The sequence below is a fragment of the Oceanisphaera sp. IT1-181 genome, assembly GCF_033807535.1.
GTDB lineage: Bacteria > Pseudomonadota > Gammaproteobacteria > Enterobacterales > Aeromonadaceae > Oceanimonas.
In genome coordinates, this window is record NZ_CP136856.1 from 2913030 (window position 1) to 2939540 (window position 26511).

General features: G+C 50.7%; 22 protein-coding genes. 9 read left to right on the plus strand and 13 right to left on the minus strand.

Going from position 1 to position 26511, the window contains the following annotated elements:
• The first annotated feature begins 165 nt into the window (after window positions 1-165).
• From R0134_RS12885 to R0134_RS12910, 6 genes are all read left to right on the plus strand, one after another.
• On the plus strand, window positions 166-1299 hold the full coding sequence (locus tag R0134_RS12885; protein WP_319784369.1) for an isovaleryl-CoA dehydrogenase: 1134 nt from the start codon (window positions 166-168) through the stop codon (window positions 1297-1299).
• 174 nt (window positions 1300-1473) lie between these two features.
• A complete protein-coding gene (locus R0134_RS12890; RefSeq protein ID WP_319782362.1) occupies window positions 1474-3093 on the plus strand; it encodes a carboxyl transferase domain-containing protein in 1620 nt (539 codons plus the stop codon).
• A gap of 8 nt (window positions 3094-3101) precedes the next feature.
• Window positions 3102-3899, plus strand: a complete 798-nt coding sequence (locus tag R0134_RS12895; protein WP_319782363.1) for an enoyl-CoA hydratase-related protein — start codon at window positions 3102-3104, stop codon at window positions 3897-3899.
• Entirely contained in the window at window positions 3892-5940 is a 2049-nt protein-coding gene (locus R0134_RS12900) for an acetyl/propionyl/methylcrotonyl-CoA carboxylase subunit alpha (RefSeq protein ID WP_319782364.1), read from the plus strand. Before R0134_RS12895 ends, R0134_RS12900 begins: the two co-directional genes overlap by 8 nt.
• A 231-nt stretch (window positions 5941-6171) precedes the next feature.
• On the plus strand, window positions 6172-7062 hold the full coding sequence (locus R0134_RS12905; RefSeq protein WP_319782365.1) for a hydroxymethylglutaryl-CoA lyase: 891 nt from the start codon (window positions 6172-6174) through the stop codon (window positions 7060-7062).
• A gap of 278 nt (window positions 7063-7340) precedes the next feature.
• Window positions 7341-8804: a carbon starvation protein A gene (locus tag R0134_RS12910; RefSeq protein ID WP_319782366.1), complete on the plus strand. Its 1464-nt coding sequence runs from the start codon at window positions 7341-7343 to the stop codon at window positions 8802-8804.
• A gap of 343 nt (window positions 8805-9147) precedes the next feature.
• Here R0134_RS12910 and mdh read toward each other — a convergent pair whose 3' ends face one another.
• From mdh to R0134_RS12935, 5 genes are all read right to left on the minus strand, one after another.
• On the minus strand, window positions 9148-10083 hold the full coding sequence (gene mdh / locus R0134_RS12915; RefSeq protein WP_319782367.1) for a malate dehydrogenase: 936 nt from the start codon (window positions 10081-10083) through the stop codon (window positions 9148-9150).
• A gap of 198 nt (window positions 10084-10281) precedes the next feature.
• A complete protein-coding gene (gene artM / locus R0134_RS12920; protein ID WP_413641404.1) occupies window positions 10282-10992 on the minus strand; it encodes an arginine ABC transporter permease ArtM in 711 nt (236 codons plus the stop codon).
• Window positions 10985-11632 (minus strand): arginine ABC transporter permease ArtQ, encoded by a 648-nt coding sequence (gene artQ, locus R0134_RS12925; protein WP_319782368.1) that lies wholly within the window; start codon window positions 11630-11632, stop codon window positions 10985-10987. Before artQ ends, artM begins: the two co-directional genes overlap by 8 nt.
• Before the next feature lies 1 nt (window position 11633).
• Window positions 11634-12368 carry a transporter substrate-binding domain-containing protein gene (locus tag R0134_RS12930; protein ID WP_319782369.1) on the minus strand — a complete coding sequence of 245 codons (735 nt, stop codon included), beginning with the start codon at window positions 12366-12368 and terminating at the stop codon, window positions 11634-11636.
• A gap of 174 nt (window positions 12369-12542) precedes the next feature.
• Complete coding sequence (locus tag R0134_RS12935) at window positions 12543-13280, minus strand: ATP-binding cassette domain-containing protein (protein WP_319782370.1); 738 nt, start codon at window positions 13278-13280, stop codon at window positions 12543-12545.
• Window positions 13281-13448: 168 nt separating this feature from the next.
• On the opposite strand from R0134_RS12935, the gene argR reads away from it, so the two are divergent.
• Window positions 13449-13913, plus strand: a complete 465-nt coding sequence (argR, locus tag R0134_RS12940) for a transcriptional regulator ArgR (RefSeq protein WP_087035100.1) — start codon at window positions 13449-13451, stop codon at window positions 13911-13913.
• 75 nt (window positions 13914-13988) lie between these two features.
• Here the strand turns inward: argR and R0134_RS12945 are convergent, their stop codons facing one another.
• The 5 genes from R0134_RS12945 to R0134_RS12965 all read right to left on the minus strand — a co-directional run bounded on the left by R0134_RS12945 (window position 13989) and on the right by R0134_RS12965 (window position 19551).
• The gene (locus R0134_RS12945) at window positions 13989-15050 is read right to left on the minus strand and encodes an ABC transporter ATP-binding protein (RefSeq protein ID WP_319782371.1); all 1062 of its coding nucleotides are present in this window, start codon (window positions 15048-15050) and stop codon (window positions 13989-13991) included.
• The gene (locus R0134_RS12950; protein ID WP_319782373.1) at window positions 15050-16672 is read right to left on the minus strand and encodes an iron ABC transporter permease; all 1623 of its coding nucleotides are present in this window, start codon (window positions 16670-16672) and stop codon (window positions 15050-15052) included. Before R0134_RS12950 ends, R0134_RS12945 begins: the two co-directional genes overlap by 1 nt.
• A gap of 36 nt (window positions 16673-16708) precedes the next feature.
• Window positions 16709-17722, minus strand: a complete 1014-nt coding sequence (locus R0134_RS12955; protein WP_319782374.1) for a Fe(3+) ABC transporter substrate-binding protein — start codon at window positions 17720-17722, stop codon at window positions 16709-16711.
• A 249-nt stretch (window positions 17723-17971) separates the two neighbouring features.
• The gene (locus tag R0134_RS12960; protein ID WP_319782375.1) at window positions 17972-19198 is read right to left on the minus strand and encodes an ammonium transporter; all 1227 of its coding nucleotides are present in this window, start codon (window positions 19196-19198) and stop codon (window positions 17972-17974) included.
• Window positions 19199-19212: 14 nt separating this feature from the next.
• Window positions 19213-19551 (minus strand): P-II family nitrogen regulator, encoded by a 339-nt coding sequence (locus tag R0134_RS12965; protein WP_319782376.1) that lies wholly within the window; start codon window positions 19549-19551, stop codon window positions 19213-19215.
• Between the two features lie 185 nt (window positions 19552-19736).
• On the opposite strand from R0134_RS12965, the gene arfB reads away from it, so the two are divergent.
• Window positions 19737-20153, plus strand: coding sequence for an alternative ribosome rescue aminoacyl-tRNA hydrolase ArfB (gene arfB / locus R0134_RS12970; RefSeq protein ID WP_319782377.1), 417 nt, complete (start codon window positions 19737-19739; stop codon window positions 20151-20153).
• Between the two features lie 367 nt (window positions 20154-20520).
• Here the strand turns inward: arfB and R0134_RS12975 are convergent, their stop codons facing one another.
• On the minus strand, window positions 20521-20877 hold the full coding sequence (locus R0134_RS12975; RefSeq protein ID WP_087035108.1) for a YacL family protein: 357 nt from the start codon (window positions 20875-20877) through the stop codon (window positions 20521-20523).
• Window positions 20878-21315: 438 nt separating this feature from the next.
• On the opposite strand from R0134_RS12975, the gene R0134_RS12980 reads away from it, so the two are divergent.
• Window positions 21316-22779 (plus strand): nucleobase:cation symporter-2 family protein, encoded by a 1464-nt coding sequence (locus R0134_RS12980; RefSeq protein ID WP_319782379.1) that lies wholly within the window; start codon window positions 21316-21318, stop codon window positions 22777-22779.
• Window positions 22780-23000: 221 nt separating this feature from the next.
• On the opposite strand, the gene R0134_RS12985 is transcribed toward R0134_RS12980, so the two are convergent.
• The gene (locus R0134_RS12985) at window positions 23001-23681 is read right to left on the minus strand and encodes a Fe2+-dependent dioxygenase (RefSeq protein ID WP_319782380.1); all 681 of its coding nucleotides are present in this window, start codon (window positions 23679-23681) and stop codon (window positions 23001-23003) included.
• Window positions 23682-23807: 126 nt separating this feature from the next.
• Complete coding sequence (locus R0134_RS12990) at window positions 23808-26036, minus strand: TonB-dependent siderophore receptor (RefSeq protein ID WP_319782381.1); 2229 nt, start codon at window positions 26034-26036, stop codon at window positions 23808-23810.
• Window positions 26037-26511: the final 475 nt, after the last annotated feature.

Consider the following 26511-nt stretch of genomic DNA (forward strand, 5'->3'; position numbering starts at 1 on the left):
ACAAGCATCTCAAGTTTAGTCGAAGCCATTTTCCTTATGACAACTATAGTTAATGCGAACAAAACAGTAGCAAACGAAACCAGACGCGGGTTTGTTAAGCCAATTACTCTGGATCAGGAGGATGCCATGAGCGCTTTTTCGCCATTAAGCTTTTCGCCGCTAAATATGGGCTTGGATGACACCTTGGTTATGCTGCGCGAACAGGTGGCGGCCTTTGCTGATCGCGAGATAGCACCACTGGCTGAGGCCATCGACCAAGACAATCGCTTTCCTACCGAGCTGTGGCCAAAACTCGGTGGAATGGGGTTGTTTGGCATTACGGTGGCCGAGGAGTATGGCGGGGTAAACATGGGGTATCTGGCGCATGTACTGGCTATGGAAGAGCTGAGTCGCGCTTCTGCCTCGGTGGGCCTGTCTTATGGGGCTCATTCCAATTTGTGTGTGAACCAAATTCATCGCCACGCCACTGAACAGCAAAAGCAACAGTATTTACCGGCCCTACTCAGCGGTGAACATATTGGCGCGTTGGCCATGTCGGAGCCCGGTGCCGGCTCCGATGTGCTGTCTATGTCATTACAGGCCCGCACCGATGGTGACCACTTTATATTGAACGGCAATAAAATGTGGATCACTAACGGCCCCGAAGCTCATGTGTTAGTGGTGTACGCCAAAACAGATAGCAGCGCCCGTGGCATTAGCGCCTTTATAGTCGAGCGAGACACGCCCGGATTTAGCCATGCACAAAAGCTCGACAAGCTGGGCATGCGTGGCTCCAGCACCTGCGAGCTGGTGTTTCAAGACTGCCGCATTGCCAAAGCCAACCTGCTGGGCCCGCTCAATGGCGGCGTAGAAGTGCTAATGAGCGGTTTGGATTATGAGCGACTGGTGCTGGCCGGCGGCCCGCTGGGCATTATGCAGGCGGCCATGGATTTAGTGCTGCCTTATGTGCGTGAGCGCAAGCAGTTTGGCCAAGCCATCGGTGAGTTCCAGCTGGTGCAAGGCAAGCTGGCGGATATGTATACCCAAATGAATGCCGCCCGTTGCTATACCTACATGACCGCCATGGCCGCCGACCGCGGTCAGTTATCGCGCAAAGACGCCGCTGGAGTCATTTTATTGGCGGCAGAAACGGCTACTCGGCTGACGTTAGATACCATTCAGCTGCTGGGCGGTAACGGTTATATCAATGAATTTCCCGCCGGTCGTTTGCTGCGTGACGCCAAGTTATACGAAATTGGTGCCGGCACTTCAGAAATTCGCCGCATGCTAATTGGCCGAGAATTAGTACACAACAAATGATTGTTTATCGCAGGAGCAGGCGATGCCAGAAATCTAAAGGTAATGGGGAATGCCACCAAAAAAATCGCAATTCGCTCTTGGTCTTAATTTTTCCGTGGGTTCCGTGGCGAAAAAATCTTTCGGTTTTACCAGCCGTGAACAAGTAGACATAACGAGTACCTGCAGGAGCTCTGGATGACCATACTGCCTGATAATATTAATCCCCAAGCGCCCGAGTTTAAGGCCAAGCATAAGGCGATGGCAGCTGAGGTAGCATTACTAAACCAGTTGCTGGCCGACATAGCCAAAGGCGGTGGCCGCGATAAGCAAGCGCGCCATCAGCAAAGAGGGAAATTATTGGCTCGCGAGCGCATTCGCGAATTACTTGACTCAGGCGCGCCTTTTTTAGAGCTGTCTCCGCTTGCCGCCCATCAGGTGTACGACGAGCCTGTGGCGGCAGCGGGTTTGATCACCGGCATAGGCCGAGTGAGTGGCGTGGAGTGCATGATAGTGGCCAATGATGCCACGGTAAAAGGCGGCACTTATTATCCACTGACGGTGAAAAAACACCTGCGCGCCCAAGAAATTGCCGAACGTTGTCGTCTACCTTGTATTTATTTGGTCGACTCCGGCGGCGCGCATTTACCCAGTCAGGCAGAGGTGTTTCCGGACCGGGATCATTTTGGTCGCATCTTTTTTAATCAAGCCCGTATGTCCGCCGCCAATATTCCCCAGCTCGCCGTCGTGATGGGCCTGTGCACTGCGGGTGGCGCCTATGTGCCCGCTATGGCGGACGAATCAATTATTGTGCGCCACCAAGGCACCATTTTCTTAGGTGGCCCGCCTTTAGTGCGCGCCGCCACCGGCGAGGTGGTGAGTGCCGAAGAATTAGGCGGCGCCGAGGTGCATACCCAACAGTCTGGGGTGGCGGATTATCTGGCAGAAAACGATGCCCATGCGCTCTGGTTGGCACGCCGTTTAGTGGCGAACTTAAATCGACCGGCATTAGCTAACCCGTCTAAAAACCCCATACCGCCCCGTTATCCCATTGAGCAGTTGTACGGCATTGTCGGCACCGATTTACGCAAAGCCATGGATGTGCACGCCGTGATAGCACGCTTGGTGGATGACTCGGCCTTCGATGAGTTTAAGCGCGATTATGGCAGTAGTCTGGTCACCGGCTTTGCGCATTTACACGGCTTTGCGGTGGGCATTATTGCCAACAATGGCATCTTATTTAGTGAGTCGGCACTGAAAGGCGCGCACTTTATCGAGCTTTGTTGTCAGCGTGGTATCCCTTTGGTGTTTTTGCAAAACATTACCGGCTTTATGGTGGGTAAAAAATATGAGGCCGAAGGTATCGCCAAGCACGGTGCCAAGTTGGTGATGGCGGTCGCCTGCGCTCAGGTGCCGAAAATCACGCTTATTATCGGCGGCAGTTTTGGCGCCGGTAATTACGGCATGTGCGGCCGCGCCTTTGCGCCCGATTTTTTATGGATGTGGCCTAACGCGCGGATTTCGGTGATGGGCGGCGAGCAAGCCGCCGGGGTATTGGCCACAGTGCGCCGCGCCGCCGATGATAAGAGTCAACAGCAACACCAAACACCCCAGTGGAGTGAGGCCGATGAAGCTGACTTTAAAGCGCGCATCATTCAAAACTACGAACAAGAAGGACACCCTTGGTATGCCAGTGCGCGGCTGTGGGACGACGGTATCATAGACCCTCTCGACAGTCGGCGCGTGCTCGCCATGAGCTTAGCCGTGGCCCTTAATCGGCCAATTCCAGATACGCAATTTGGCGTATTTCGCATGTAGGAGGTGCCATGAGCGAGCCGGTGTTACTGGTCAATCAAAATCGCGGCCTAGTTGAGCTAATATTCAATCGGCCCGAACAAGGTAATGCGCTAAACGAGACCATGATTGACGCCATGGCCGACGCTTTACGCCAAGCGGCGAGCATGCCTGAATTACGCTTATTAGTGATCCGTGCCCAAGGTAAACACTTTAGCACCGGCGCCGATCTTAACTGGATGAAACAGGCTTGCCAGTTAACCCCCGAACAAAATTTAGCGGCTGCACGAAAATTAGCCCTGCTACTGCAACAAATCGACACCTTTGCCCATCCGGTGCTAGCACTGGTGCAAGGCGCGGCCTATGGGGGCGCTTTGGGAATAATCAGCTGCTGTGACTTAGTGATAGCCAGTAACAACAGTCGTTTTTGCTTTAGTGAAGTGCGCTTAGGACTGATTGCCGCCACCATTAGCCCTTATGTATTGCGCGCCATCGGCCTGCGCCAAGCGAGGCGCTATTTATTAACCGCCGAAGTGATAACGGCAGCCACCGCTAAGCAGTTGGGCTTAATTCATTACACAGCCGCGCCAGAGCAGAGCTTAGATGAGGCGGCGGATGCGCTGATTGCAGGCTTGCTGCGCAATGGACCATGCGCGCTAACGGCAACTAAGCAATGGCTGCAAGACATTGCCGACCTGCCGATAGATGCGGATTTAATCGAACGCAGCGCACAACGCTTAGCCGAGGTACGCGTAAGCGACGAGGCACAAGCCGGAGTTCATGCCTTCTTGCAACAACAGCCCCCACCTTGGGAGGATGACAATGTCTGATGCCACACCTGCCCGCCTGTTTAACAAAGTATTGATTGCCAATCGTGGTGAAATTGCCTGTCGTATTATTCGTACCTGTCGGCGATTGGGCATTAGTACCGTGGCCGTTTATTCCGCCGCCGACACTGAGGCCTTGCATGTCACCTTGGCCGATGAAGCCTGGTATTTAGGCCCAGCCCCCGCCACCGACAGTTATTTGCGCCCTGATTTGTTATTGAACATCGCTAAGGCCAGCGGTGCCGAGGCCATACATCCGGGTTACGGTTTTTTATCGGAAAATGCCAATTTTGCTCAGGCCTGTGCCGAGCAAGGCGTCGTTTTTATTGGCCCACCTGCAGCAGCAATCAGCGCCATGGGCTCAAAGTCTGCCGCCAAACACTTAATGACTGCCGCAGGGGTGCCAGTGGTGCCGGGCTTTCATGAAGATGAACAAGACCCGATACACTTGCGCCAAGCGGCCGAACGCTGTGGCTTTCCGCTGTTACTTAAGGCAGTGGCGGGCGGCGGCGGTAAAGGCATGCGCTTGGTGCAGCAACTGAGTGAATTTGATGAGGCGCTAGCGGCCGCTAAGCGCGAAGCCAAGGCCGCCTTTGGTGACGATGCTATGCTCTTGGAGCGCTACCTTCCAGAAGCTCGCCATATAGAAGTACAAGTGTTTTGCGATCAATTTGGCCAAGGAATGTATTTAGCCGATCGCGACTGTTCACTGCAAAGGCGCCAGCAAAAGGTACTTGAAGAAGCGCCTGCGCCTAACTTGGCCCCGCACATAGCGGCGGCCATGGGTGAGGCGGCGGTGCGCGCCGCACTGGCCATAGACTATTGCGGAGCTGGCACGGTGGAGTTTTTATATCTCGACGATGGCCAGTTTTTCTTTATGGAAATGAACACTCGCTTGCAAGTGGAGCATCCAGTGACCGAGCTGGTCACCGGCTTAGACTTAGTTGATTGGCAGTTGCAGATTGCCGCTGGCCTGCCCTTACCGCTTAGCCAAGAACAAGTGCAGATCCACGGTCATGCCATAGAGGCACGCATTTATGCAGAAGATCCCGCTCAGCAGTTTTTGCCGGCGAGCGGCAGCTTGCACTATTTGCATGAGCCACCTCTACATGAGCCGCTCATTTTTAATCCCGTTGAGGGTAACCAAGACCCGGTGATCCGCCTCGACACTGGCGTGCGCCAAGGCGACAGCATTGGCATTTATTACGATCCATTGATCGCCAAGTTGATCGTGTGGGCGCCCACTCGCGAGGGTGCTCTGCACCATTTAGCCCGCGCGCTGGCGCAATATCGCATTGGTGGCGTGCGCACCAACATAGGTTTTTTAAGTCGTTTGGTCGCCACCCCCGCGCTGCACAAGCCTGAGTTACACACCCGTTTTATTGCCGAGCATGAGTCAGAGCTGTTTGCGCCCGCTCCTCTAAGCCGTTCGCAACAGCTGGCCTTAGTCGGCGTGTTTTTATTGTTAAGCGAGTCAGCAGCGCAAGCGGATACCTCGCCCTTTGCTGGCAATCAAGGCTGGTGGCTAAATATGCCCACTCTACGCCAATTTGAATTAGTGCTAGATGCGCAAAGATACCCACTGATGATCAACCCACACCCCGACCCTCAACAGAGCAATACTTGGCAAGTACAGCTTGAAGATACCCAGCACCAGCTGAGCGCTCGGTTAAGCGAAGATCGACTGGATGCGATAGTGGATCAGGTGCCGCTGCGCTGTTACGTGGCGCGTCATAAACATGAGTTGTGGCTGTTTTATCAAGGACAGCGCTTTGATATCCAGCTATATCAGCCTCATTTTGACTCGAATATTCAAGCGACAGCCGACAGCTTAACAGCCCCTATGCCTGGGGTTATCAGCCAACTTAAGGTGGCGCTAGGTGACACAGTCGTGGCCGGACAAACCTTATTAATTATGGAGGCAATGAAGATGGAGCATGCTATTCGCGCTCCTACTGCCGGCAAAGTCGCTGAGCTCTATTATGCACAAGGCTGTCAGGTAGCCGCCGGCTGTGAGCTACTGCGCCTAGAAGCGAAGCCATAACAGGAGCTATTTTTTCCACGGAATGCACAGACTAAGTACACCACTTAGCAGAGAAAATAGTTTCGCAATTTATCGTTGGTGATATTTTACCCAGTAGCTGTTCGTTCTTGCTCTTAACTTTCCGTGGCTTCCGTGACTTGTGTGTATTCCGTGGCGAAAGTGTCTTTAGTCTTTAAAGCTGGCTTGCTCGGTGTTGAAAGCGAGTGCCATAAAGCAGTGACAGGAGTGGTGATGACGGAGTCGGTAACCCTGGTGGAAATGGCGCCGCGAGATGGCTTGCAGAACGAAGCCAGTCACGTGCCTACCGCCGTTAAAATCGAGCTGATTGAACGCCTCGCCCACAGTGGCCTGACGCACATTGAAGCGGCCAGCTTTGTCTCACCCAAATGGGTACCACAAATGGCCGACGGCCAAGCCGTGCTGGGGGGCATCAAGCGCCAGCCCCAGGTTATTTACAGTGCACTAACGCCTAACCTGCAAGGGTTTAAAGCTGCTCTGGCCGCTGGTGCTGACCAGGTGGCCGTGTTCACCGCCGCTTCCGAGTCCTTTTGCCAGCACAATATCAATGCCTCAATCGCCAGCAGTCTGGCGCGCTTTGCGCCGCTGTTGGCCTTGGCTAAAGAGCAAAAAATACCAGTGCGCGGTTATGTATCTACCGTGCTGGACTGCCCTTATGAAGGCGCCATTACCCCAGCGGCGGCGGCACACGTTGCCAGCGCCTTGTATCAAATGGGCTGTAGTGAAATTTCGCTGGGCGATACGCTGGGCACCGGCACTCCCAAGCGGGTGAACGCCCTGCTGAGCGCCGTGTGTCAGGAGGTCCCCCTGCAGCAACTAGCGGTACATTTTCACGATACCTACGGCCAGGCGCTGGCCAATATTTATGCCGCTCTGGAGCAAGGAATACGCATTATTGACAGCTCGGTGGCCGGCCTCGGCGGTTGCCCCTACGCCCCGGGGGCATCGGGCAATGTCGCCACCGAAGAAGTGGTGTATTTATTACAAGGCTTAGGTATGCTTACGCGCGTAAATCTGGACGATCTGGTGCAGACTGGCCGCTGGATTAGCCAGCAGCTGGGCCGGCGCAACGGTTCAAAGGTAGGGTTAGCCTGGAAAAAGTGACAGCGTTCGTACGCCGCTCATCCTTACATATAGGCAAACGTTCGGCCCTTGGGCTGGCAAGACTATTAATACTTGGGTTCGCTCTCTAAGAATCAATCAAGGTTTGACCAAAGAACGCGACAGATGCCCCGTCATCTGTCGGATAATTCAAGTCGTCGTGCGATGAGCTTAACCATCGATGTCTGCGGCTATAATCAAGTATTCAGTGGGTAGGTAGCGCGTGTTACCTTGCTGAGAACATTAACCAATAAGCACCTCATTAATAAGGGATTTTATAAATGCTTATATTCTTTATCTGTATTACCATACTTATTCTCGGCTATAAGTTCTATGGCCCCTTTGTTGAAAAACAAGCGGGGATAGACCCTACGGCTCGCACGCCTCAGCAGCGCCTGGATGACGGCGTTGACTACGTTGCCATCAGCCCGGCCAGAGCATTTTTAATTCAATTTTTGAACATTGCCGGTGTCGGCCCCATTTTCGGCCCTATTCTCGGCGCCTTGTATGGTCCCATTGCCTTAGTGTGGATCGTGATTGGTAACGTGCTGGGTGGCGCGATACATGACTATTTCTCGGGTGTGATGAGCCTGAAAGAAGATGGCAAAAGTTTACCGGAAATTGCCGGCCATTATTATAACGTGGTCTTCAAGGGTATTATGCTGGTATTTACCTGCATGCTGCTGTTTTTTGTGGGTGTGGTTTTTATTATGAGCCCAGCCGGGCTATTGAGTAACTTATCCTATTTTGAAGGTACTTTTTTAGCCGGCAACAGCTTTTGGGTATTGGTCATCCTGGGCTATTACTTTTTAGCGACCTTGCTACCTATCGATAAAATCATCACCAAGCTTTATCCGCTGTTTGGTTTGTTAATGATTGTCATGACCACCTTGATTGCCGGTGCCTTGTTACTGGAAGCACCGCACCTGCCACAGGTAGCCGATGTATTTTCTTACTTTGATGGCCATAGCCATGATGACTTGTTAACGCCCAACCCAGATGGTTTACCCGTGTGGCCGTTATTGTTCCTGACCATCACCTGTGGCGCTATCAGTGGTTTTCACTCCACCCAATCACCCATGATTGCGCGTTGTCTGACCAATGAAAAGTACGCTCGCCCGGTGTTTTATGGTGCCATGATGTGTGAAGGCATCGTCGCCTGTGTATGGGCGCTGGCGGGTATTGCGGCTTTCCCTGGTGGTTATGTCGAGCTGAAAGGCATGCTTGATGCAGGCGGCCCGGGCTTGGTGGTTAACCATATTGCGACCGGTTATCTGGGTGTGGTCGGTGGTGTGATGGCGATTCTGGCAGTGGCAGTGTTCCCGATTACCTCTGGCGACACGGCGTTTCGCTCATTGCGTTTAACCATTATGGATGCGTTCAAGATCTCGCAAACCACCTTGCACAGACTGGCATTGGCCGTGCCTTTGCTGGGTATCGCCTATTTCATGACTTTCCTGGATTTTGCGTTAATCTGGCGCTATTTCGCCTTCTCGAACATGCTGCTGTCCACCAGTGTGCTGTGGTTAGCCACCAAGTACTTGTTCGACCGAGGCACGTTCCACTGGGTGGCCAGTCTGCCTGCGGTTGTCGGCACGGCTATCACCGTGTCTTACATAGCAACCAATCCCATTGGTTTCAATTTGCCACATCACTACAGCAACCCGATAGGTATAGCAACGGCTATAATCTGCTTGCTTGGCTTGGTGTTACAGCACAAGAAACGCCCTGTTATTGCTCAGTAAATGCCTGAGATAAATAGTAAGTGAATGAAAAAGGTAGCGCTTGGCGCTACCTTTTTTATTGCCCGACTACCTGCGTATGATCATGAATGCGAGGAGGTGTGTGACGGCTATAAAAATATGTTGGGTTTTCGTAGGTGCTAATTTATTCAGCACGGTTTTATGTTTGGTTTTAAACCATTCTGCTGCGCAGAACCGGCGAATAAATTACCGGCTACGAAAGGCTCCGCGTTGCCATAGCAAAAATTTATGGCAAAGAAGTCGGAGTGTATTAGGCAAAGAGCAGATTCACAGAAAGCAAAAAGGGAGCCGAGGCTCCCTTTTTTAATGGACTGTATTCGTTATCTTACTTAACGAATTCCACGCCTAATTTGATATCGCCTTTCAGCGTATCCAGCATCTTGTCCATGGCATTCTGTTCAAAAGCGCTCAGCTTGCCGTAAGGCAGCACTTTTTCTACGCCGTTTTTACCCAGTAATACCGGTTGAGCGAAGAACTGTGCGTGTTCGCTGCCGCCGTCTACATAGGTGTATTCGATAACGTCGGCTTTACCGGACAGAGCGTCCACCAAAGACAGCGCAAAGCGACAGGCTGCTTGGCCCATAGACAGGGTAGCTGAGCCACCGCCGGCTTTGGCTTCTACCACTTCGGTACCGGCATTTTGGATGCGGTGCGTCATTTTCTCGACTTCTTCGTCGGTGAAAGAAGCGCCAGCAACCTGAGACAATAACGGCAATATGGTCACGCCGCTGTGGCCGCCAATCACGGGTACTTTAATGTCCGCTAAGTCGATACCTTTGGCTTCGGAGATAAAGGTCTCACCGCGGATCACGTCTAGCGTGGTGATGCCGAACAGTTTTTTCTTATCGTACACACCGGCTTTTTTCAGCACTTCGGCAGCAATCGGCACCGTAGTGTTTACCGGGTTGGTGATGATAGCGATACAAGCTGTAGGGCAAGTAGCCGCTACTTTTTCAATCAGGTTTTTAACGATACCGGCGTTCACGTTAAACAAATCGGCACGGTCCATGCCCGGCTTGCGCGCGACACCCGCAGAGATCAGCACTATGTCAGCACCTTCCAGTGCCGGTGTTGGATCTTCACCACCAAAACCCACTACGCTCACGCCGGTAGGAATATGGCTAAGATCGGCAGCAACACCAGGGGTAACTGGCGCGATATCATACAAGCTCAATGCAGAACCGGCTGGCAGGGTAGTTTTTAACAGCAGGGCCAGAGCTTGGCCAATACCACCGGCGGCTCCAAGTACGGCAACTTTCATAGCTAAACTCCGTTATTATTTGAATTGTGATACGTTTCCTAATGCTTTAGCAACATAACGAAAGCACTGTAAAAACACAATAGTTAAGATAATGTGAAGCCTTTGTTTGTGAGAGCCATGGCGTTATCTCACGCCTTTCTCGCTCTTAATCTAGTTCCTTGTCTAGCGCTTGATCTAAAGGGCAGACAAGGCGACCACTTATTGTTGGGTTTGAAATTGTAGTGCACGTTTCTCTAAGCGACGAAAAGCCAAGGTTAATAGACCATTCAAGAGTAGATAAATAGCGCCCGCTAAGCCGAATATCGCCAAGGTATCGTAGGTCTGGCCATTAAGCCGCTGGGCTAAGCCCATGATCTCCATAATGGAGATAGTGCTGGCCAAAGAGCTGCCCTTCAGCACCAACACCACTTCATTGGAATAAGCGGGAATAACACGGCGCATGGCATGGCGCAATTTCACGCTCAAGGTTTGCCAGTTATTCATGCCTAACGCTTGGCAGGCCAGGGTTTCGCCTTTGGGCACAGCTTCCAGCGCACCTTTAAATAGGCGGCAGGTATAAGCGCCGGCGTTCATGCCCAAGGCCAAGATGGCACAAAACATCGGCTCGCGCAGGTAGGTCCACGCCCAGCTGTTTTTAATCCAGTCAAACTGCGCTGGTCCGTAATAAATTAAAAAAATCTGCACCAACAAAGGCGTGCCGGTGAGCAATAGTAAATAGCCCTCAGTTAGCTGTGCCAATACCGGAATACGCCGTTCTAATACCCAGGTTAAGCTCAACGCTATCACCAAGCCCAGCAATAAGCCGGCACCGGTAATTTGCAGCGTAATGTTAACCCCTTGTAATAAGGTTGGCAGGTAGCCAAACCAGTCGGGCATACCCGCAGAGTTCGAGAACAGCCAATCAGTCATAACGGGTTACTCGCGTGCGCAATCGTTGTAGCCCTTGCTGGCTGACCACTGTGATCACTAAATAGATAAGTGCTGCTATGCCATACCAAGTAAAAGGTTCATAGGTACGAGAAGCCACGGCTTTGGCTTGATACATTAAATCGTGCACGCCAATCAAAGACACCAAGGCGGTGTCTTTGAGCAGCACCAACCACTGGTTACCAAGGCCTGGCAGTGCATGGCGCCACATTTGGGGCAAGGTAATGTGCATAAAGGTATAAAGCGCCGGCAAGCCCAGCGCTTGAGCCGCTTGGCGCTGACCTTTATCCACCGCATTCAGCGCACCACGCAGCGTTTGCGCCGAATAAGCAGCAAATAACAGAGAAAGCGCCGTTACCCCACACCAAAAGGGGCTGAACTCAATGTACTGATCGGTTATTAAAAACAGTATTTGAGTGGAGCCAAAATAGATAAAAAATACCACTAGGATTTCTGGCAAGCCACGCAACACGGTAGACAGCGCATTAGCTGGCCAGCGCAACAGCGCAAAGCGGCTCATCTCGGCGCCACACAACAAAATGGCCAGCACTAACCCAATCGCCAATGACGTCAATGCCAGCCCCAAGGTCATCAGGCTGGCATTCATTAGGTGAGTGAGCATATTACTTAGGGAAGTACTGTTGATGGAGCTTGTCGTAAGTACCGTTTTCTTTTAACTGGCTCAAGCCTTGGTTAATTTGCTCTAGCAATACCTGATTACCCTTGGTCACGGCGATACCAAAGCCGGTGCCAAAGTAGTCATCATCGGTAATGCGTTCGCCCAATACCGCATAACCTTCGTTTTTCGCCAGCCAATCACCCACGACTGCGGTATCGGCAAACACCGCATTAATACGGCCATTGCTCATATCGAGCAGCGCATCTTGCACACTTTGATAGGGGCGTGCCGTCATGCCGTTGGCTTCTAGCTTATCTTGAATGTATTTTTGGTGAGAAGTACCGTTTTGTACGCCCACGGTATCTTTTTGTAGCTGGTCTAATTTTTCAAACTTATTAGTTGGCGTCACAAATACTGCGGAGTTTTCGTAATAAATATCACTGAAGTCCACCTGCTTGGCGCGCTCGGGTGTAATGTCCATGGCAGCAATGGCGGCGTTGTAACGACGAAACTTAAGGCTTGGGATCAAGCTGTCGAAGGCTTGATTATGAAAGCTGCACTCCATTTTCTGCACTTCACAAATGGCTTTCGCTAAGTCGATATCAAAGCCTTGCATCTCGTTGTTTTCATCAACGAATTCAAAGGGCGCATAAGCCGCATTGGTCACAAACTTCACTTCCTCAGCTTGTGCTAATCCGGTACTGGTTAACAATGCCACCGCTAATAATGTCTTGTTCATCGGTTAAATATCCTTATTGTTATTTTGCCATTTGGGCAGCTTTAAGTCATAAGCTGCCCATTGAAATTGATCTTTTTAAAGATTTTCGCCTGGGTTGAAATGCGAGAACAAGTGTTCGCCTACAAAATACCGAACTGTGTTGTCCGCTTCACTCTCTACTCTTCACATGAATAATTAATGTCTTAAAAACTCGGCAAAGCGTTCTGTCTGGGGCTGTACCAGTAAGTTGGCATCGCCGTATTCAATAAGGCGCCCTTGTTCAAGATAGGCGACTTTACTGGCTACACGCCGCGCAAAGCTCACTTCGTGCGTGACCACTACTTGGGTAATACCGGTTTTGCCCAGCTGCAAAATGATCTCGGCCACCTCTTTGGTGATCTCGGGATCCAGTGCCGCCGTGGGTTCGTCAAACAACAATACCCGAGGGTTCATCATTAAAGCGCGAGCGATGGCCACTCGTTGTTGCTGACCGCCCGACAGCGCATTAGGCCAAGCGTTACTTTTATCGCTGAGCTTAAGCTGTGCGAGTAACTGCTGGGCCTTATCTTGCGCTGCACTTTTATTCATGCCCAGCACTTTAAGCGGTGCTTCCAGTAAATTTTGCTCTACCGTGAGGTGGGGCCATAAATGATACTGCTGAAACACCATGCCTACCTTGCCGCGCAGCAATTGGGCGCGTTTATGTAAGCGCCCAGCGTGCGCGTCAGGAAAAGAAAATTCCTCACCGGCGATGGTAAGTTGGCCGGAGTCTGGCGTATCCAGTAAATTCATCAAGCGCAACAAAGAGCTTTTGCCCGCGCCACTGGGGCCCAGCAAGACTAAAATCTCGCCGGCCGGACAGTTAAGCGATACCTGACTTAAAATTTCCTGACCAGCCCAGGACTTGCAAATATTGTTAAATTCTATGCCCATGCGCTATGTCCACATCAAATGTCAGAGTGTTTGACTGATTTTATTTTGCAGAGCTACTAATGCAAGCTAATTCTGCATCTTTATGCAATATAAATGACTAATCCTTGATAAAAAACCATCATGGATAGACAATATGCCCCTTCACTCCCGCTCATTCGGCTGCAAACAATGAACGAAAAACAAGAACACCTGATTAAAGTCTTTAAGGCCTTACTCAATGAGGAACGTTTTGGTTCTCAGGCAGAGATAGTCGCCGCGCTGCAGGATGCTGGGTTTGATAATATCAACCAGTCTAAAGTATCGCGCATGCTGAGCAAGTTTGGCGCGGTGCGCACCCGTAACGCCAAGATGGAAATGGTCTATTGCCTGCCCGTCGAACTGGGCGTGCCCACCAGTAGCAGCCAGCTAAAAAACTTAGTATTGGATGTGGGCCATAACAATGCCTTGATCGTCATTCATACCAGCCCAGGTGCGGCGCAGTTAATCGCCCGCATGCTGGACTCGCTCGGCAAAGCCGAAGGCATTCTCGGTACCATAGCCGGCGACGATACTATCTTTATTACGCCCACCCACGACACGCCCATCACCACCTTACACCAAAGCGTACTCGAGCTATTTGAGCAGTATGTTTAAAGCGAAAAGCGATAAGAGTGAGGCGTAAAACGGTTTTCCCTCTCGCCTCACACTTCACCGCTCACATAAGGGCACTCAAGCTACCGCACGTTGGCCTTCGCTGTCGGGAAAAAAGGTTAAGGCATGGGGTAAGACTTTAACGTGCACTTGGCTCACCGCAGGCAGCAAGTCATTGGTGCTCACCTCTAAGCGCAAGCCTTGGCACTCCACCACACACCGGCTGTGGGTGCCTAAAAACTGCTGCTCTAACACATGGCCATTGCCTTGTTCAGTTAAAGACAACTGAATTTGCCGAGGTCGTAGCATTAGCTGACCGGTGGCACCTATGTCGGCATTAAGTACCGATTGACTCGCAATCGGCCCCATGGCGGTAAGCACGGTATTGGTGTCAATTACCGTGGCGGGCACATAGTTGGCCAAGCCTAAAAAGTCGGCCACAAAACGGGTTTGCGGATGCTGATACAAGGTTTGTGGGCGGCCCACTTGCTCGATATGACCGGCACGAAATAACGCTAATCGGTCAGAAAAGGCGAAGGCTTCTTCTTTACTGTGAGTTACGAAGATAGCGCTTATGCCTTGGCTTTTTAGCAGCTCGCGAATCTCACCAATCAGGCGCATCCGCACTTGGGTGTCTATGTTAGAAAATGGCTCATCGAGTAGCATCAATTGCGGCTTGCCAATCATGGCGCGCGCAATGGCCACGCGCTGTTGCTGACCGCCCGACAATTGATGGGGCTGGCGATCGCCTAATTCTGCCAGATTGACCAGCGCCAGCATTTCCGCCACTTTATCGGCGACCAGTGCCTTGTTGCGCTCTTTGTTTTGTATGCCAAAGGCCACGTTTTGCGCCACGCTCAAATGCGGAAATAGCGCATAATCTTGAAAAATCATGCCCACATTGCGCCGCTCCGGCACCACCGCCAGCCCTTGACCATTCATATTATTGCCGTGAATGGCGATCTCGCCTTGGCTCACCGGCAATAAGCCGGCAATAGCTTTTAACAACGTGGTTTTACCACAGCCGCTGGCGCCCAGCAGGCACATGATCTCGTTGTCTTCGACCTGCAACGATAAGTTATTTAACACCAGGTTGCCGTTATAACTGCAACTCAGGTTATTTACATCTAATGCCGCCATCAGTGTGCTTGCTCCAATGATCGGTTTAAGAAAATCAGCGGGATCAGGCCCACTAACACTATGACGATGGCGGGTAGCGCACCCAATTCTAACTGCTCGTCTGAGACAAATTGATATACGTAAGTGGCCAGTGTTTGAAAGTTAAAGGGGCGTAATAACAGCGCCGCCGGTAGCTCTTTCATGCACTCAATAAACACCAATAGCGCACCGGCTAATATGCCCTTGCGGATCAGCGGCACATGCACTTTCATCATCATGGCGCTGGGGCTATAACCCATGGTTTGCGTCACCATATCGAGAGAGGGCGATACTTTGCCTAAGCTGCTTTCTACTGAGCCAATGGCCATGGCGCCAAAGCGCACTAAGTAGCCAAAGGCGATGGCGGTCATGGTGCCGGTAAATAATAAGCCCGGCTCAGTGACGCCTAACCACAGTGCGGCATCATTAATGGCGAAGTCTAAACTGGTTAAGGGCACTAATACGCCGATGGCCAGCACGGTACCCGGCAAGGCATAGCCCATGGAGGCCAAGCGCTTAGGAATTTGGGTATAGGTTTTGCCGGTTAAGCGATGGCTCATGCCGAGCACTAAGGCCACCACTATTGCGATGCCCGCTACTAGGCTGGATAGCAACAAACTGTTGAGGCTGTATTCGAAGAAGCGACTGTTCCACGCTTGGTCAAAATAGCGCAGCGCGTGATAACACAAAATAATAAACGGCAGTAAAAAGCCCAGCGCCACCAAGCCCCAGCAAAAAATCAGCGCACTCCATTTAGTAACACCGGTCAGTACATAGCCGGTGTGTGGCTCTTGCCCCATGTGTTTTTGAAACACTTGTTGGCGCTTGCGACTCATGCGCTCCATGCTCAGCAGCAACATCACCACTAACAGCATAATGGCGGAAATTTTTGCCGCCGCATTTAAACTGCCATAGCCCAGCCAGGTGTCATATACGGCCGTAGTCAGGGTGTTTACAGCAAAAAAGTTCACTGTGCCAAACTCGGCCAGCGTTTCCATGGCCACTAATGATAAACCCACCACTATGGCCGGGCGCGCCAGCGGCAAGCTGACTTTTTTAAAGCTTTGCCAAGGAGTACAGCCCAACAGCCGGCTGGATTGCACCAAGCTCATGGATTGCTCCATAAAGGCGGTACGCGCTAATAAATACACATACGGAAACAGCACTAAGCCCAGCACCAGAGCGGCGCCGCCTAGGCTACGAATGGCGGGAAAGTAATAATCACTGACGGATTGCCAGCCAAACCAATGGCGCAGCGTGCCTTGCACGGGGCCAGAGAAGTCTAATAAATCGGTGTAAACGAAGGCAACAATATAAGAGGGCATGGCTAGCGGCAGGATCAAGGCCCATTGCAGCCAGCGTTTGCTGGGCAATTCGCACATGGCCATCAGCCAAGCGGCGGGTACACCCGCTAAAAAGCTAAACACCATGACCCACAACACCAACCAAAAGGTATTGCTGATATAGGTAGGAAGCACAGATCCCCAGAGATGACGAAACACATCTTCGGTGGGTAATAAGGCTTCATAAATAAGTGCCATAATAGGCAAAGTCAGCAGCAAGGCTAGTACCCAGCTACTGACTGTCCACGCTGTTCGTTTCATTGATAGCTCAAACGGGGGCCTAGACCCCCGTCTTTTTTATAGATCGAATTTAACTTCGTCTACCAATTGCACTGCGGTTTTAGCATGTTTTGCTACATCAACCAGTGGGCGTTTATCGGCAGCGAAATCACCCCAGCCTTTTACCAGTGCAGAAGGTTCAACACCCTCTTTAACCGGATACTCATGGTTAGCAGACGCATACAAATGTTGCGCTTCATCACTTGCTAAAAACTCCATTAACTTAATGGCGGCATCTTTGTTTTTAGCGTGCTTGGCCAGTGCTACGGCCGAAATATTGACATGTGTGCCACGGTCAGCCTGATTGGGGAAGTTGATGTACACAGCTTCTGCCGTTTCACGCTGTTCTTCATCGCTTAACATCACGCCATAGTAATAGCTGTTGCCTAACGCGTAATCACAGACACCATCTTTAATGGCTTTGATCTGGTCGCGGTCACCGCCTTGTGGCTTTTGTGCCAAGTTAGCTTTTAAGCCTTGCAACCAAGTTTTAGTGTAATCAACACCATGTTCATCAATCATGGAGGCAGTAAGGGCAACATTATAGGGATGTTTGCCGCTGCGAGTACAAACTTTTCCTTTGTACTTGGGATCCGCCAACTCTTCATAGGTAATATCTTCGCGCTTACCGATGCGATTTTTGGAGGTATAAATGGCGCGGGCACGAGTGGTCAGCGCAAACCATTTACCGTCAACATCGCGATACTGCGCCGGAATACTTTCTTCAAGAATTTCGCTCTCAACCGCTTGAGTCAAGTCTTTGTCTACCACATCCATCAGGCGACTCACGTCGACCGTTAACAATAAATCTGCTGGTGATAAACGGCCTTCACGCTCTAAGCGCTCACCCAAACCATCTTTTAAAAACACCACATTCACATCAATACCGGTTTCTTTGGTAAAGGTATCGATGATGGGCTTGATCAAAAAATCTTGACGATTTGAGTAAACATTCACTTCTTCGGCAAAGGCTTGGCCGGTAAAACTGGCGACGAGCAGTGCAGCGGCGGATAGACCTAATTTAGTAGGCATGCTTAACATCCATTTAGTTGAGTGAGAACAATTAACATTCAGCAGTATACTCAGGCGACGACTGGAAGCAACCAGTAACTCACATCTAAATGATAAAGCGTGTCATGCGCAGCCGCATCCCACCATATTGCCTGCACCCGCGCCCTTTGTCTTTGCGCTAGCGCAAGAATCCAATAAAAAAAGGAAGCCGAGGCTTCCTTTTCATTATTAGCGCTAGTTGTAGAGAGTAGAGTCAGTAGATGATTTTATTCAGCTGCGCTTTAAGGTCACGAACTCAGGGTAGGCATCAATGCCGCAATCTACTTTATCCATGCCCGACACTTCGTCTTCTTCGGTGACTCGAATACCCAGGGTGCGCTTCAGCAGATACCAAACCAATAGGCTGGCGCCAAATACCCATCCACCAATTACCAAACAGCCGACCAGCTGAACCCACAGCGTAGCCTCGGGATTGGTCACGGGTACCAGCAATAGTCCCAACATACCGCAGACACCGTGTACCGAAATGGCTCCTACGGGATCATCGATACGCAGCTTGTCCAGCACCACAATGGCATACACCACGACTATGCCCGCCAGCAAACCGATACTTGCAGCCCATAGCGGGCTAGGCGATACGGGATCCGCGGTTATCGCCACCAAGCCAGCTAAAGCGCCATTGAGGATCATGGTGAGATCGGCCTTGCCCCAGGTCAGCTTGGTCACCAACAAGGCGCCAATCACACCGGCCGCTGCCGCCGCATTGGTATTAACAAAAATCCCCGCCACGGCGGTGGCGTTTGCCACATCTGACAGCAATAGCTGCGAGCCACCATTAAAACCGAACCACCCCATCCACAAAATAAAGGTCCCCAAGGTTGCCAGTGGCATATTGGATCCTGGAATAGGATGGATCTCACCGTTTTTACCGTACTTGCCTTTACGGGCGCCGAGCAGTAACACACCGGCTAACGCCGCACTGGCTCCGGCCAGATGGACAATGCCTGAGCCGGCAAAATCAACGAAACCTAATTCAGACAAAAACCCACCGCCCCACACCCAGTAACCTTCAATCGGATAGATAAAGCCGGTCATTACTACGCTAAAGGCGAGAAAACCCCATAGTTTCATGCGCTCGGCCACGGCACCGGACACAATAGACATGGCGGTGGCCACAAAGACTACCTGAAAGAAAAAGTCGGCCTCCAGCGCATGATCCGCGCCCTCTGCCACCTGCCCTATTAAACCGCCTAGGCTTGGCAACCAGCCGCCTTCAGGATTATTCAGATACATAAGGTGATAACCAACTAATAGATACATGGTGCAGGCGATGGCAAACAGCAGCACATTTTTGGTTAATATTTCGGTGGTGTTCTTGGCACGCACTAAGCCCGCCTCTAACATGGCAAATCCTGCGGCCATCCACATCACCAGTACACCGGATATCAGGAAGTAAAAGGTATCCAGAGCAAACTTCATTTCAGTTAAGGTGTCCATTGGCTATCCCTCGCTTAAATGGCTTCCAGATCGCGCTCCCCAGTACGAAGACGCACAGCTTGTTGCAGTGCATAAACAAAAATTTTTCCGTCGCCGATTTTCCCGGTGTACGCCGCCGCTATAATGGCTTCGATAATTTCTTCCACCTGCTCGCTGGCTGCGGCAATTTCGAGTTTGATCTTAGGTACAAAGTCGACACTGTATTCGGCACCTCGATATAGCTCTGTGTGTCCTTTCTGGCGGCCAAAGCCTTTAACTTCTGTCACCGTCATCCCGTGGACGCCGGCCGTGGCTAGAGCCGTGCGTACATCGTCGAGTTTGAAGGGTTTGATAATGGCGCAAATCATTTTCATGGTGAGCCTCCTTGTTTGCCTATACCGTCTTGGTAGCAATTAGAACAAGCAAGCTTTACGCCAATGTTTTTATAACTTAATTATCAACAAGTTATACTTTAAAAACGGCAGGGTGATGAGGTCGTGATATGATATTGGTGCAGTCGAGACACTAAAAAGCACCAACAGAGTGCAATGGAGCCCGTATGTTATTGTTATCTGCCCGCGTGCAGATCCCTGAGCAAGAAATAGAGTTTATCACCATGCGCTCCAGTGGCCCTGGCGGCCAGCATGTGAATAAAACCGACTCGGCGGTGCAGCTACGCTTTGATTACGTCAACAGCCCAAGCCTCCCCGATAGTTATAAAGAGGCGTTGGCGAAGATGAAGGATAATCGGGTCTTGGAGTCCGGTTGGATAATGATCCGAGTCGAGAGTCATCGCAGTCAGCTGATGAATAAAGAAACCGCTAGAGAAGCTCTGGTCAGCTTATTACAGCTCGCCGGCAAGCCCGTAAAGGTGCGCCGCCCCACTCAGCCCAGCAAAAACGCCAAGCGCAAGCGCACCGACAGCAAAACCCAACGCGGTAAAATTAAGAGTGGTAGAGGGAAAATTAAAATTTAAGCGCCCAGCGCCAAGCTAAAGAAAGAGCTAAAGATCATTTGCCACGGAATCCACAGAACTCACGGAAAGATTAAGCCAAGATAAAATCGACGAGTAACAAGAACCTATTTATTTTAAGAGCTTGACTGCTGATGGCTTGGTGGTTAGCTCTTACCATTGAAAATCTTGGCTCTGGCACTGTCAGATCTGATCACTATTATTCCGTGTTCTTCCGTGACTCTCGTAACAAAGAAACGTGGCAAATAGGTTTTAGTCACTAAGATCTAGATCTAGAGCGAGATCCTGACTTTCGTCAGGATGACGGCATAAAGACCAACACCGCCCTCTGTTTAGCTGGGCGCCGGGCGCTTGGTGCTCGGCGCTGTGTTTATTGATTAGTACAAAAATCTTGCCACTGTTCTAGCACTCGGGCTAGGTCATCTAGGCCGCAGCCGGCGTAGAGTTCATCATCGTAATAAGCCATGCCGTCTTCTAATTCGCTATCAAAGGCCAGCGCATGAGCACTGATTTCGGCTTCTTCTCGCGTCAGCAATAAGCTGCATTCGCCATAAGCTCTTTTAAACTCTTGGGTCTCACCGGCTTCTAACTGCGCAATTACATCCAGTAACTCGGCGGCCTCGGTCATGGTCACCTCATCGGTCAGCCAAGCACCCATCACTTCATGCCCCATAGAAAAACGGGCGCGATGCTGGCCATTTAGATCACGAAAAAATTCAAATTCCACACAAACTCCGACTGCTCATTCCCAACAAAGCCGCACTATCTCGTTAATAACTCGGCCGTGAGAGCGCGCTAGTTTACTCCTGATCTCGCCAGTAACGAAATCAGATGCTGTATCTGTAAGAACACCCGATGAATAAAGGCTTAGTGAGCGCTTTCATAAATCAAAGAACACGAGAATCATGGTAGGTATTAATAAAACACATGCATCAATGTTGAATATGCATGCTTTGAGTTGGCCTAATACTGACGCCTAACGTAGCCTATGCGCGCTCAACAACGGAGCACGGCTTAGTAACAACGACAATAACAAGCAACAAAATACACTTAATTAACATTGTTGCAACAAAAGCTTTTATATGAAAACATAGCCCTTGATGTGGAAACATCATGGGGCGCTAAGCCATTACTTCTTGCTACTTACTTTTGGAATGCAGATACCATGAGCCAACCAGCACAAACCCAAGCCCAGATCAGCCAAAGTGAACTGGTCTACAAGTTACACGACAAGCCGCCCTTTTTTCAGGCGCTGTTCGCTGCTATCCAGCACCTGTTGGCCTTGTTCGTGGCCGTTATCACCCCACCGTTAATTATTTGTCAAACGCTGGGTATTCCCGCTCAAGACACGGCCCACATCATTAGCATGTCGCTGTTTATTACCGGTGTGGCGTCTTTTATTCAGATGAAGCGTTTTGGGCCAATAGGCACGGGTTTACTGTCTATTCAAGGCACCAGCTTTAACTTCTTAGGTCCTATTATTGCCAGTGGTTTGGCGATGAAAGACGGCGGCGTGACTACAGAAGCTATGTTGGCGGCCATTTTTGGTACCGCACTGCTGGCGGCACCCACCGAAATTATTTTGTCCCGCTTCCTACATTTGGCACGACGCATTATTTCGCCACTGGTCAGCGGCATTATCGTCACGCTGATTGGTCTGACCTTAATTCAAATTGGCTTAACCTCTATCGGCGGCGGTTTTGGCGCCATGGCAGATGGCACCTTTGGTTCCTTAGAGAACTTGGCCTTAGCCGGCACTGTGCTCGCCATTATCGTGATCATGAACTGCATTCCTAACCCCTATGTACGCCTCTCTTCTATCTTAGTGGCCATGGTGGCAGGCACAGTACTGGCCATGTTTATGGGCAAAGTTCCCCCTGCAGCCGTCACTGATATTCCCGCCATCGCATTCCCAATTCCGATGAAGTATGGTCTGGGCTTTGATGCCTCGCTGTTTATCCCCTTGGTATTGGTGTTTTTAATTACCGCACTAGAAGGTATCGGCGATACCACAGCTACCTCAGAAGTGTCTGGTGAGCCCGTTTCTGGTCCTATTTACATGAAGCGTATTAAAGGTTGTGTGATGGGTGATGGCGTTAACTCCTCACTGGCCTCGGTGTTTAATACCTTTCCGGTATCGACCTTTAGCCAGAACAACGGCGTTATCCAAATGACCGGCGTTGCTAGTCGTTATGTGGGCTTCTTTGTGGCCGGCATCTTGGTACTGATGGGTTTATTCCCAGTGATCAGTACGCTGGTGCAGCGCATTCCTGAGCCGGTATTAGGTGGCGCGACTTTAGTGATGTTTGGCTCTATTGCCGCCGCCGGTGTGCGCATTTTATCGCGCGAGCGTTTAGACAGACGCGCGCTCTTTATTATGGCCATCTCATTTGGTGTGGGTTTAGGTGTCTCTCAGGTGCCAGACATTCTGCAGTTTATGCCAAGTTTAGTGAAAAACGTCTTCTCTTCCGGCATGGCAGCAGGCGGCATTGTCGCCATTTTCCTGAACTTAATTATGCCACTTAGCCCAGAAGCTAAGGCTATCGAAGATCAAGAGAAAGCCGATGACTTAGCTCATCGTCTGCAAGAAAAAGCAGATAAGTCACAAAAGAAAGTTAACGCTAACTAAATAGCTCATCCGCCATTAAGTCATTGCGATAGCAAGCCTAGCCGACCGCGCACCCAGTGCCCGGTCGGCTTTTTTGTTGAATTCATATAAGGTGTGAAGCGCAGACTACAAGCCAAACAACAAAAACGAGATCCTGATGTGCATCAGGAAGACGGCAAAGGGCTGATTCGGCACTGTGTTGATCTTCACCTCACTATTCACCCCTCCCACCTCACACGAACTTACAGCGCCCAACGGCGCAGCAAGTTGTGATACACACCCGTGAGCTGAATGCTGGTCTCACTGCCGGTGCCTAGTTGCTGATTCACCTGCTGAATACTGGAATCTAAATCAAAGAGCAAGGTGCGCTGGCCATCGTCACGCACCATGCTTTGAATCCAGAAAAACGAGCTAATGCGCGCACCTTGAGTGACGGGCATCACTTGGTGCAAGCTGGTTGACGGATACAAGATCAAATCCCCCGCCGGCAGTTTAACGCTGTGCGCACCATAGTTATCTTCAACCACAAGCTCACCGCCTTCATATTCATCCGGCTCACAGAAAAATAGCGTCGCCGATAAATCGGTGCGGATCGGCTCATTGGTAGCGCTATTAAACCGAATCGAGTTATCCACGTGCACGCCAAAGGACTGGCCACCTTGATAGCAGTTAAACAACGGCGGAAACACTTTCGCCGGCAAGGCTGCCGCCACAAACAGCGGATGCTGGGCCAGTGCTTGGGTGATCATATCGCCAATATAGCGCGCAGTTTCGCTCTCTTCAGACAGTTGTAAGTTATCTTTGGCCATGGCTGATTGAAAGCCAGCGGTACTTTTACCGTCTTGCCAATCGGCGGATAATAACAGTGCACGACACTCGGCCACTTGTTCAGCACTCAGTACTTGTGGAATGTGTAACATCATAGAAAATCACTCCTGAAAACAGCTATACGTTAAACGCCGTACGCAGTACGAAAAAAGATGATGTTTATCTTCTTAAACGTACGGCGTACGGCGCTAAACATAGGGCGTTACTTAAAACCGCTTAACTTAGAAACGATAGTTAGCTGACACTACTGCTGAGCGGCCTTCGCCTAGCTCAATAGCCGAGCTACGATCGTCCAAACCCGGGCGGCCACGCACGCCTGCTGCGTATTCTTCGTCGAACAGGTTATTCGCGTTTAGCTGCATGCTAAGAGCATCATTAACTTGATAAGAGGCCATGGCATTGTGCACCCAGTAGCTGTCGAGCTTAGCTGCCACATCAGATGCTACTTGGCGCGAGCCTACATAAGTAGCACCGTAGCCGACTTCAATGCCGGGCAGCACTTCATAGGTCGTCCACAGATTAGCACTGTTACGCGGCGTGTTACCTAAGGGCTGACCCACAGGATCACGACCGCCTTCTTGTGGTTTAGCCACCGAAGCTAAGGTCTCGCTATCTAGGAAGGTGTAATTAGCAAACAATTTCCACTGTTCAGTAATTTCACCGGTTAAGCCCAGCTCCACGCCTTGTACCCGCTGTTCACCGGCAAGTTCCAGTTCACCGGTCAGCTCATTGGTTTCACGCGCATTGGTTTTATCGACCCGAAATAACGCACCATCCATGCCTAAGCGACCATCCAACAGTTCCCACTTAGTGCCTAATTCCCAAGTATCACTTTGCTCTGGCTTTAAACTCTCACCGGAGATCGAACCCGAGGTCGCTAATGCCTCTGCCGCTGGGTTAAAGGAAGTACCGTAAGCTAAGTAAACGCGGCCATTATCCGCAGGCTTATAGACAACACCGGCCCGACCACTGAACATTTTGTCACTGGTTTTAGTGACGCCAGCTTTAGTTTTATCTGCTGCTTCACCGGATATCCAGTCGTGGCGCAGCCCTAAGCTTAAGTCCCACTTAGGCGCCAAACCTATGGTATCAAACACATATAAGGCTTTAGTGTTTAGCGTGGCGTCGGTACCGCCGCGAGGAGTCACTGTAGTTGGGCCGTTCCAGTATCCGGGCGGATTATAAAGGTCGAAGCCGTTGCTTGGGTAAGCACTAGAGCCTTTACCCAAGTTATAGTTGGAAGCAGTTAAGTCGTAGGTTTCGCGAGAAATCTCGCCGCCCAGCAGCATGTCATGCTCAAAGCCTGCGGTATCAAACTCAGTACTTAAACCCAATTGGTTTATTAACAGCTCGGTTTGGGCATCGCGACGATAAGCTTGCGGCCCCGCTGGCTTGTAGCGGCCCGAGTCCAAACCATCGGTATTGACCTGAGACGCAGAAATAGTGGTGTCTCTGTATACACGGCTATAACGGGTCTGGTTTTCAAGGCGGGTGATGTCGCTGAGTTCATGCTCAAGCTTTAACGTAACAGCATCGGATTGAATTTTTTCTTCATCCAGATTGCGCCAGCCAAAGTAAGACTCCCGATCCACACCCGGTAAGACTTTGCCATCCCTAGCCGGCACGCCGTAATCAGGCAGATTGTCGTCAGTTTGGTGGAAGTAGCTTAAGGTGGCGCGCGTTGCTTCACTCAAACCAATCGTCAGCGAGGGCGCAATACCAAAACGCTCGCGGTCAATGTCGTTACGGCCCGGCACGTTATTTTCGTGTGCCATGAGGTTAATACGAAACGCACTGTCCACGCCTACATCGTCGAGGGTTTTGTTGGCATCCAGCGTTAAACGGCGATATTGATCAGTGCCTAGGCTGGCACCCACTTCGGCAAAGTCACGCAGCTTAGGTGCCTTGCTCACTTGGTTGATAGCGCCACCGGTAGTACCGGCACCACCAAATACTGAGTTAGGGCCTTTTAGCACTTCCACCTGTTCGATGTTAAAGGTGTCGGTGCGGTTATTTTGGCTGCTGTCACGCAGACCATCAATTTGCATATTGGAGTTGGCGCTAAAACCGCGAATATTAATTTTATCGCCGGATCCGCCGCCGCCCTCGCCCGCGTCAAAGGTAATGCCTGACACGTTAGATAATACTTGGCGCAAGCTTAACGCCTGCTGCTCTTTCATTATTTCTTGGGGTACTACGGTCACGGTTTGCGGCGTATCCAGCAGCGGTTTTACATACTTGCTAGAAACCGACTGGTTCGCTTTATAACCTTGCTCCCGTGCTTCTTGCACGGTAATGGTATCTAACTGAGTTACACCCTGCGCTTGGGTCTGGGCTTGAGCTTGAACGTGTAATGGTGCCGTCACGGCTAACGAAGCAACGGCCAAACCGACCGCTGAGGTCAGCATTTTTTTAGGTGGGCGAGCAGACGACTTGATAAAGGTTGGCACTAACAGCTCCTTGAGAAAAGAATGAAAATGGTTTCGAACCAAAGAAAATAAAGAAAAAGCCCCGTAAATCGAAAGGCGAGTCATTCTCATTTAAAGTTTTGTTCAGATCAAGATCAATTTTACTTTTCTTAAGAAGTTCAGTTTTTTAGAAAATAAAATCAGCGCCTGTAGGCGCTGCGACCGCTGTGCAAGGTGGCGTAGCGGCATCTTTGCTCCGATATGTCATATGCTGCCAGGTTTTGTTATGTAGCCGCCAATTTATTCGGCGGTTCTGCGCAGCAGAATTTTTTAAGGTTTAAGCCCAATGACTAAACCGTGCCGAAGTCCTCTTTGCCGAAGAGGCGGGCACCTTGTATGTTTAAGTCAGATGAATTGATAGAGTATTTAACAGTTACTGGGGAAGCCGTTGGCACCTGGAGGCAGTATTTACTGACCTCGTTTGTAGATTGGCTCCCCGCCTCATTGCAAAGCTCGA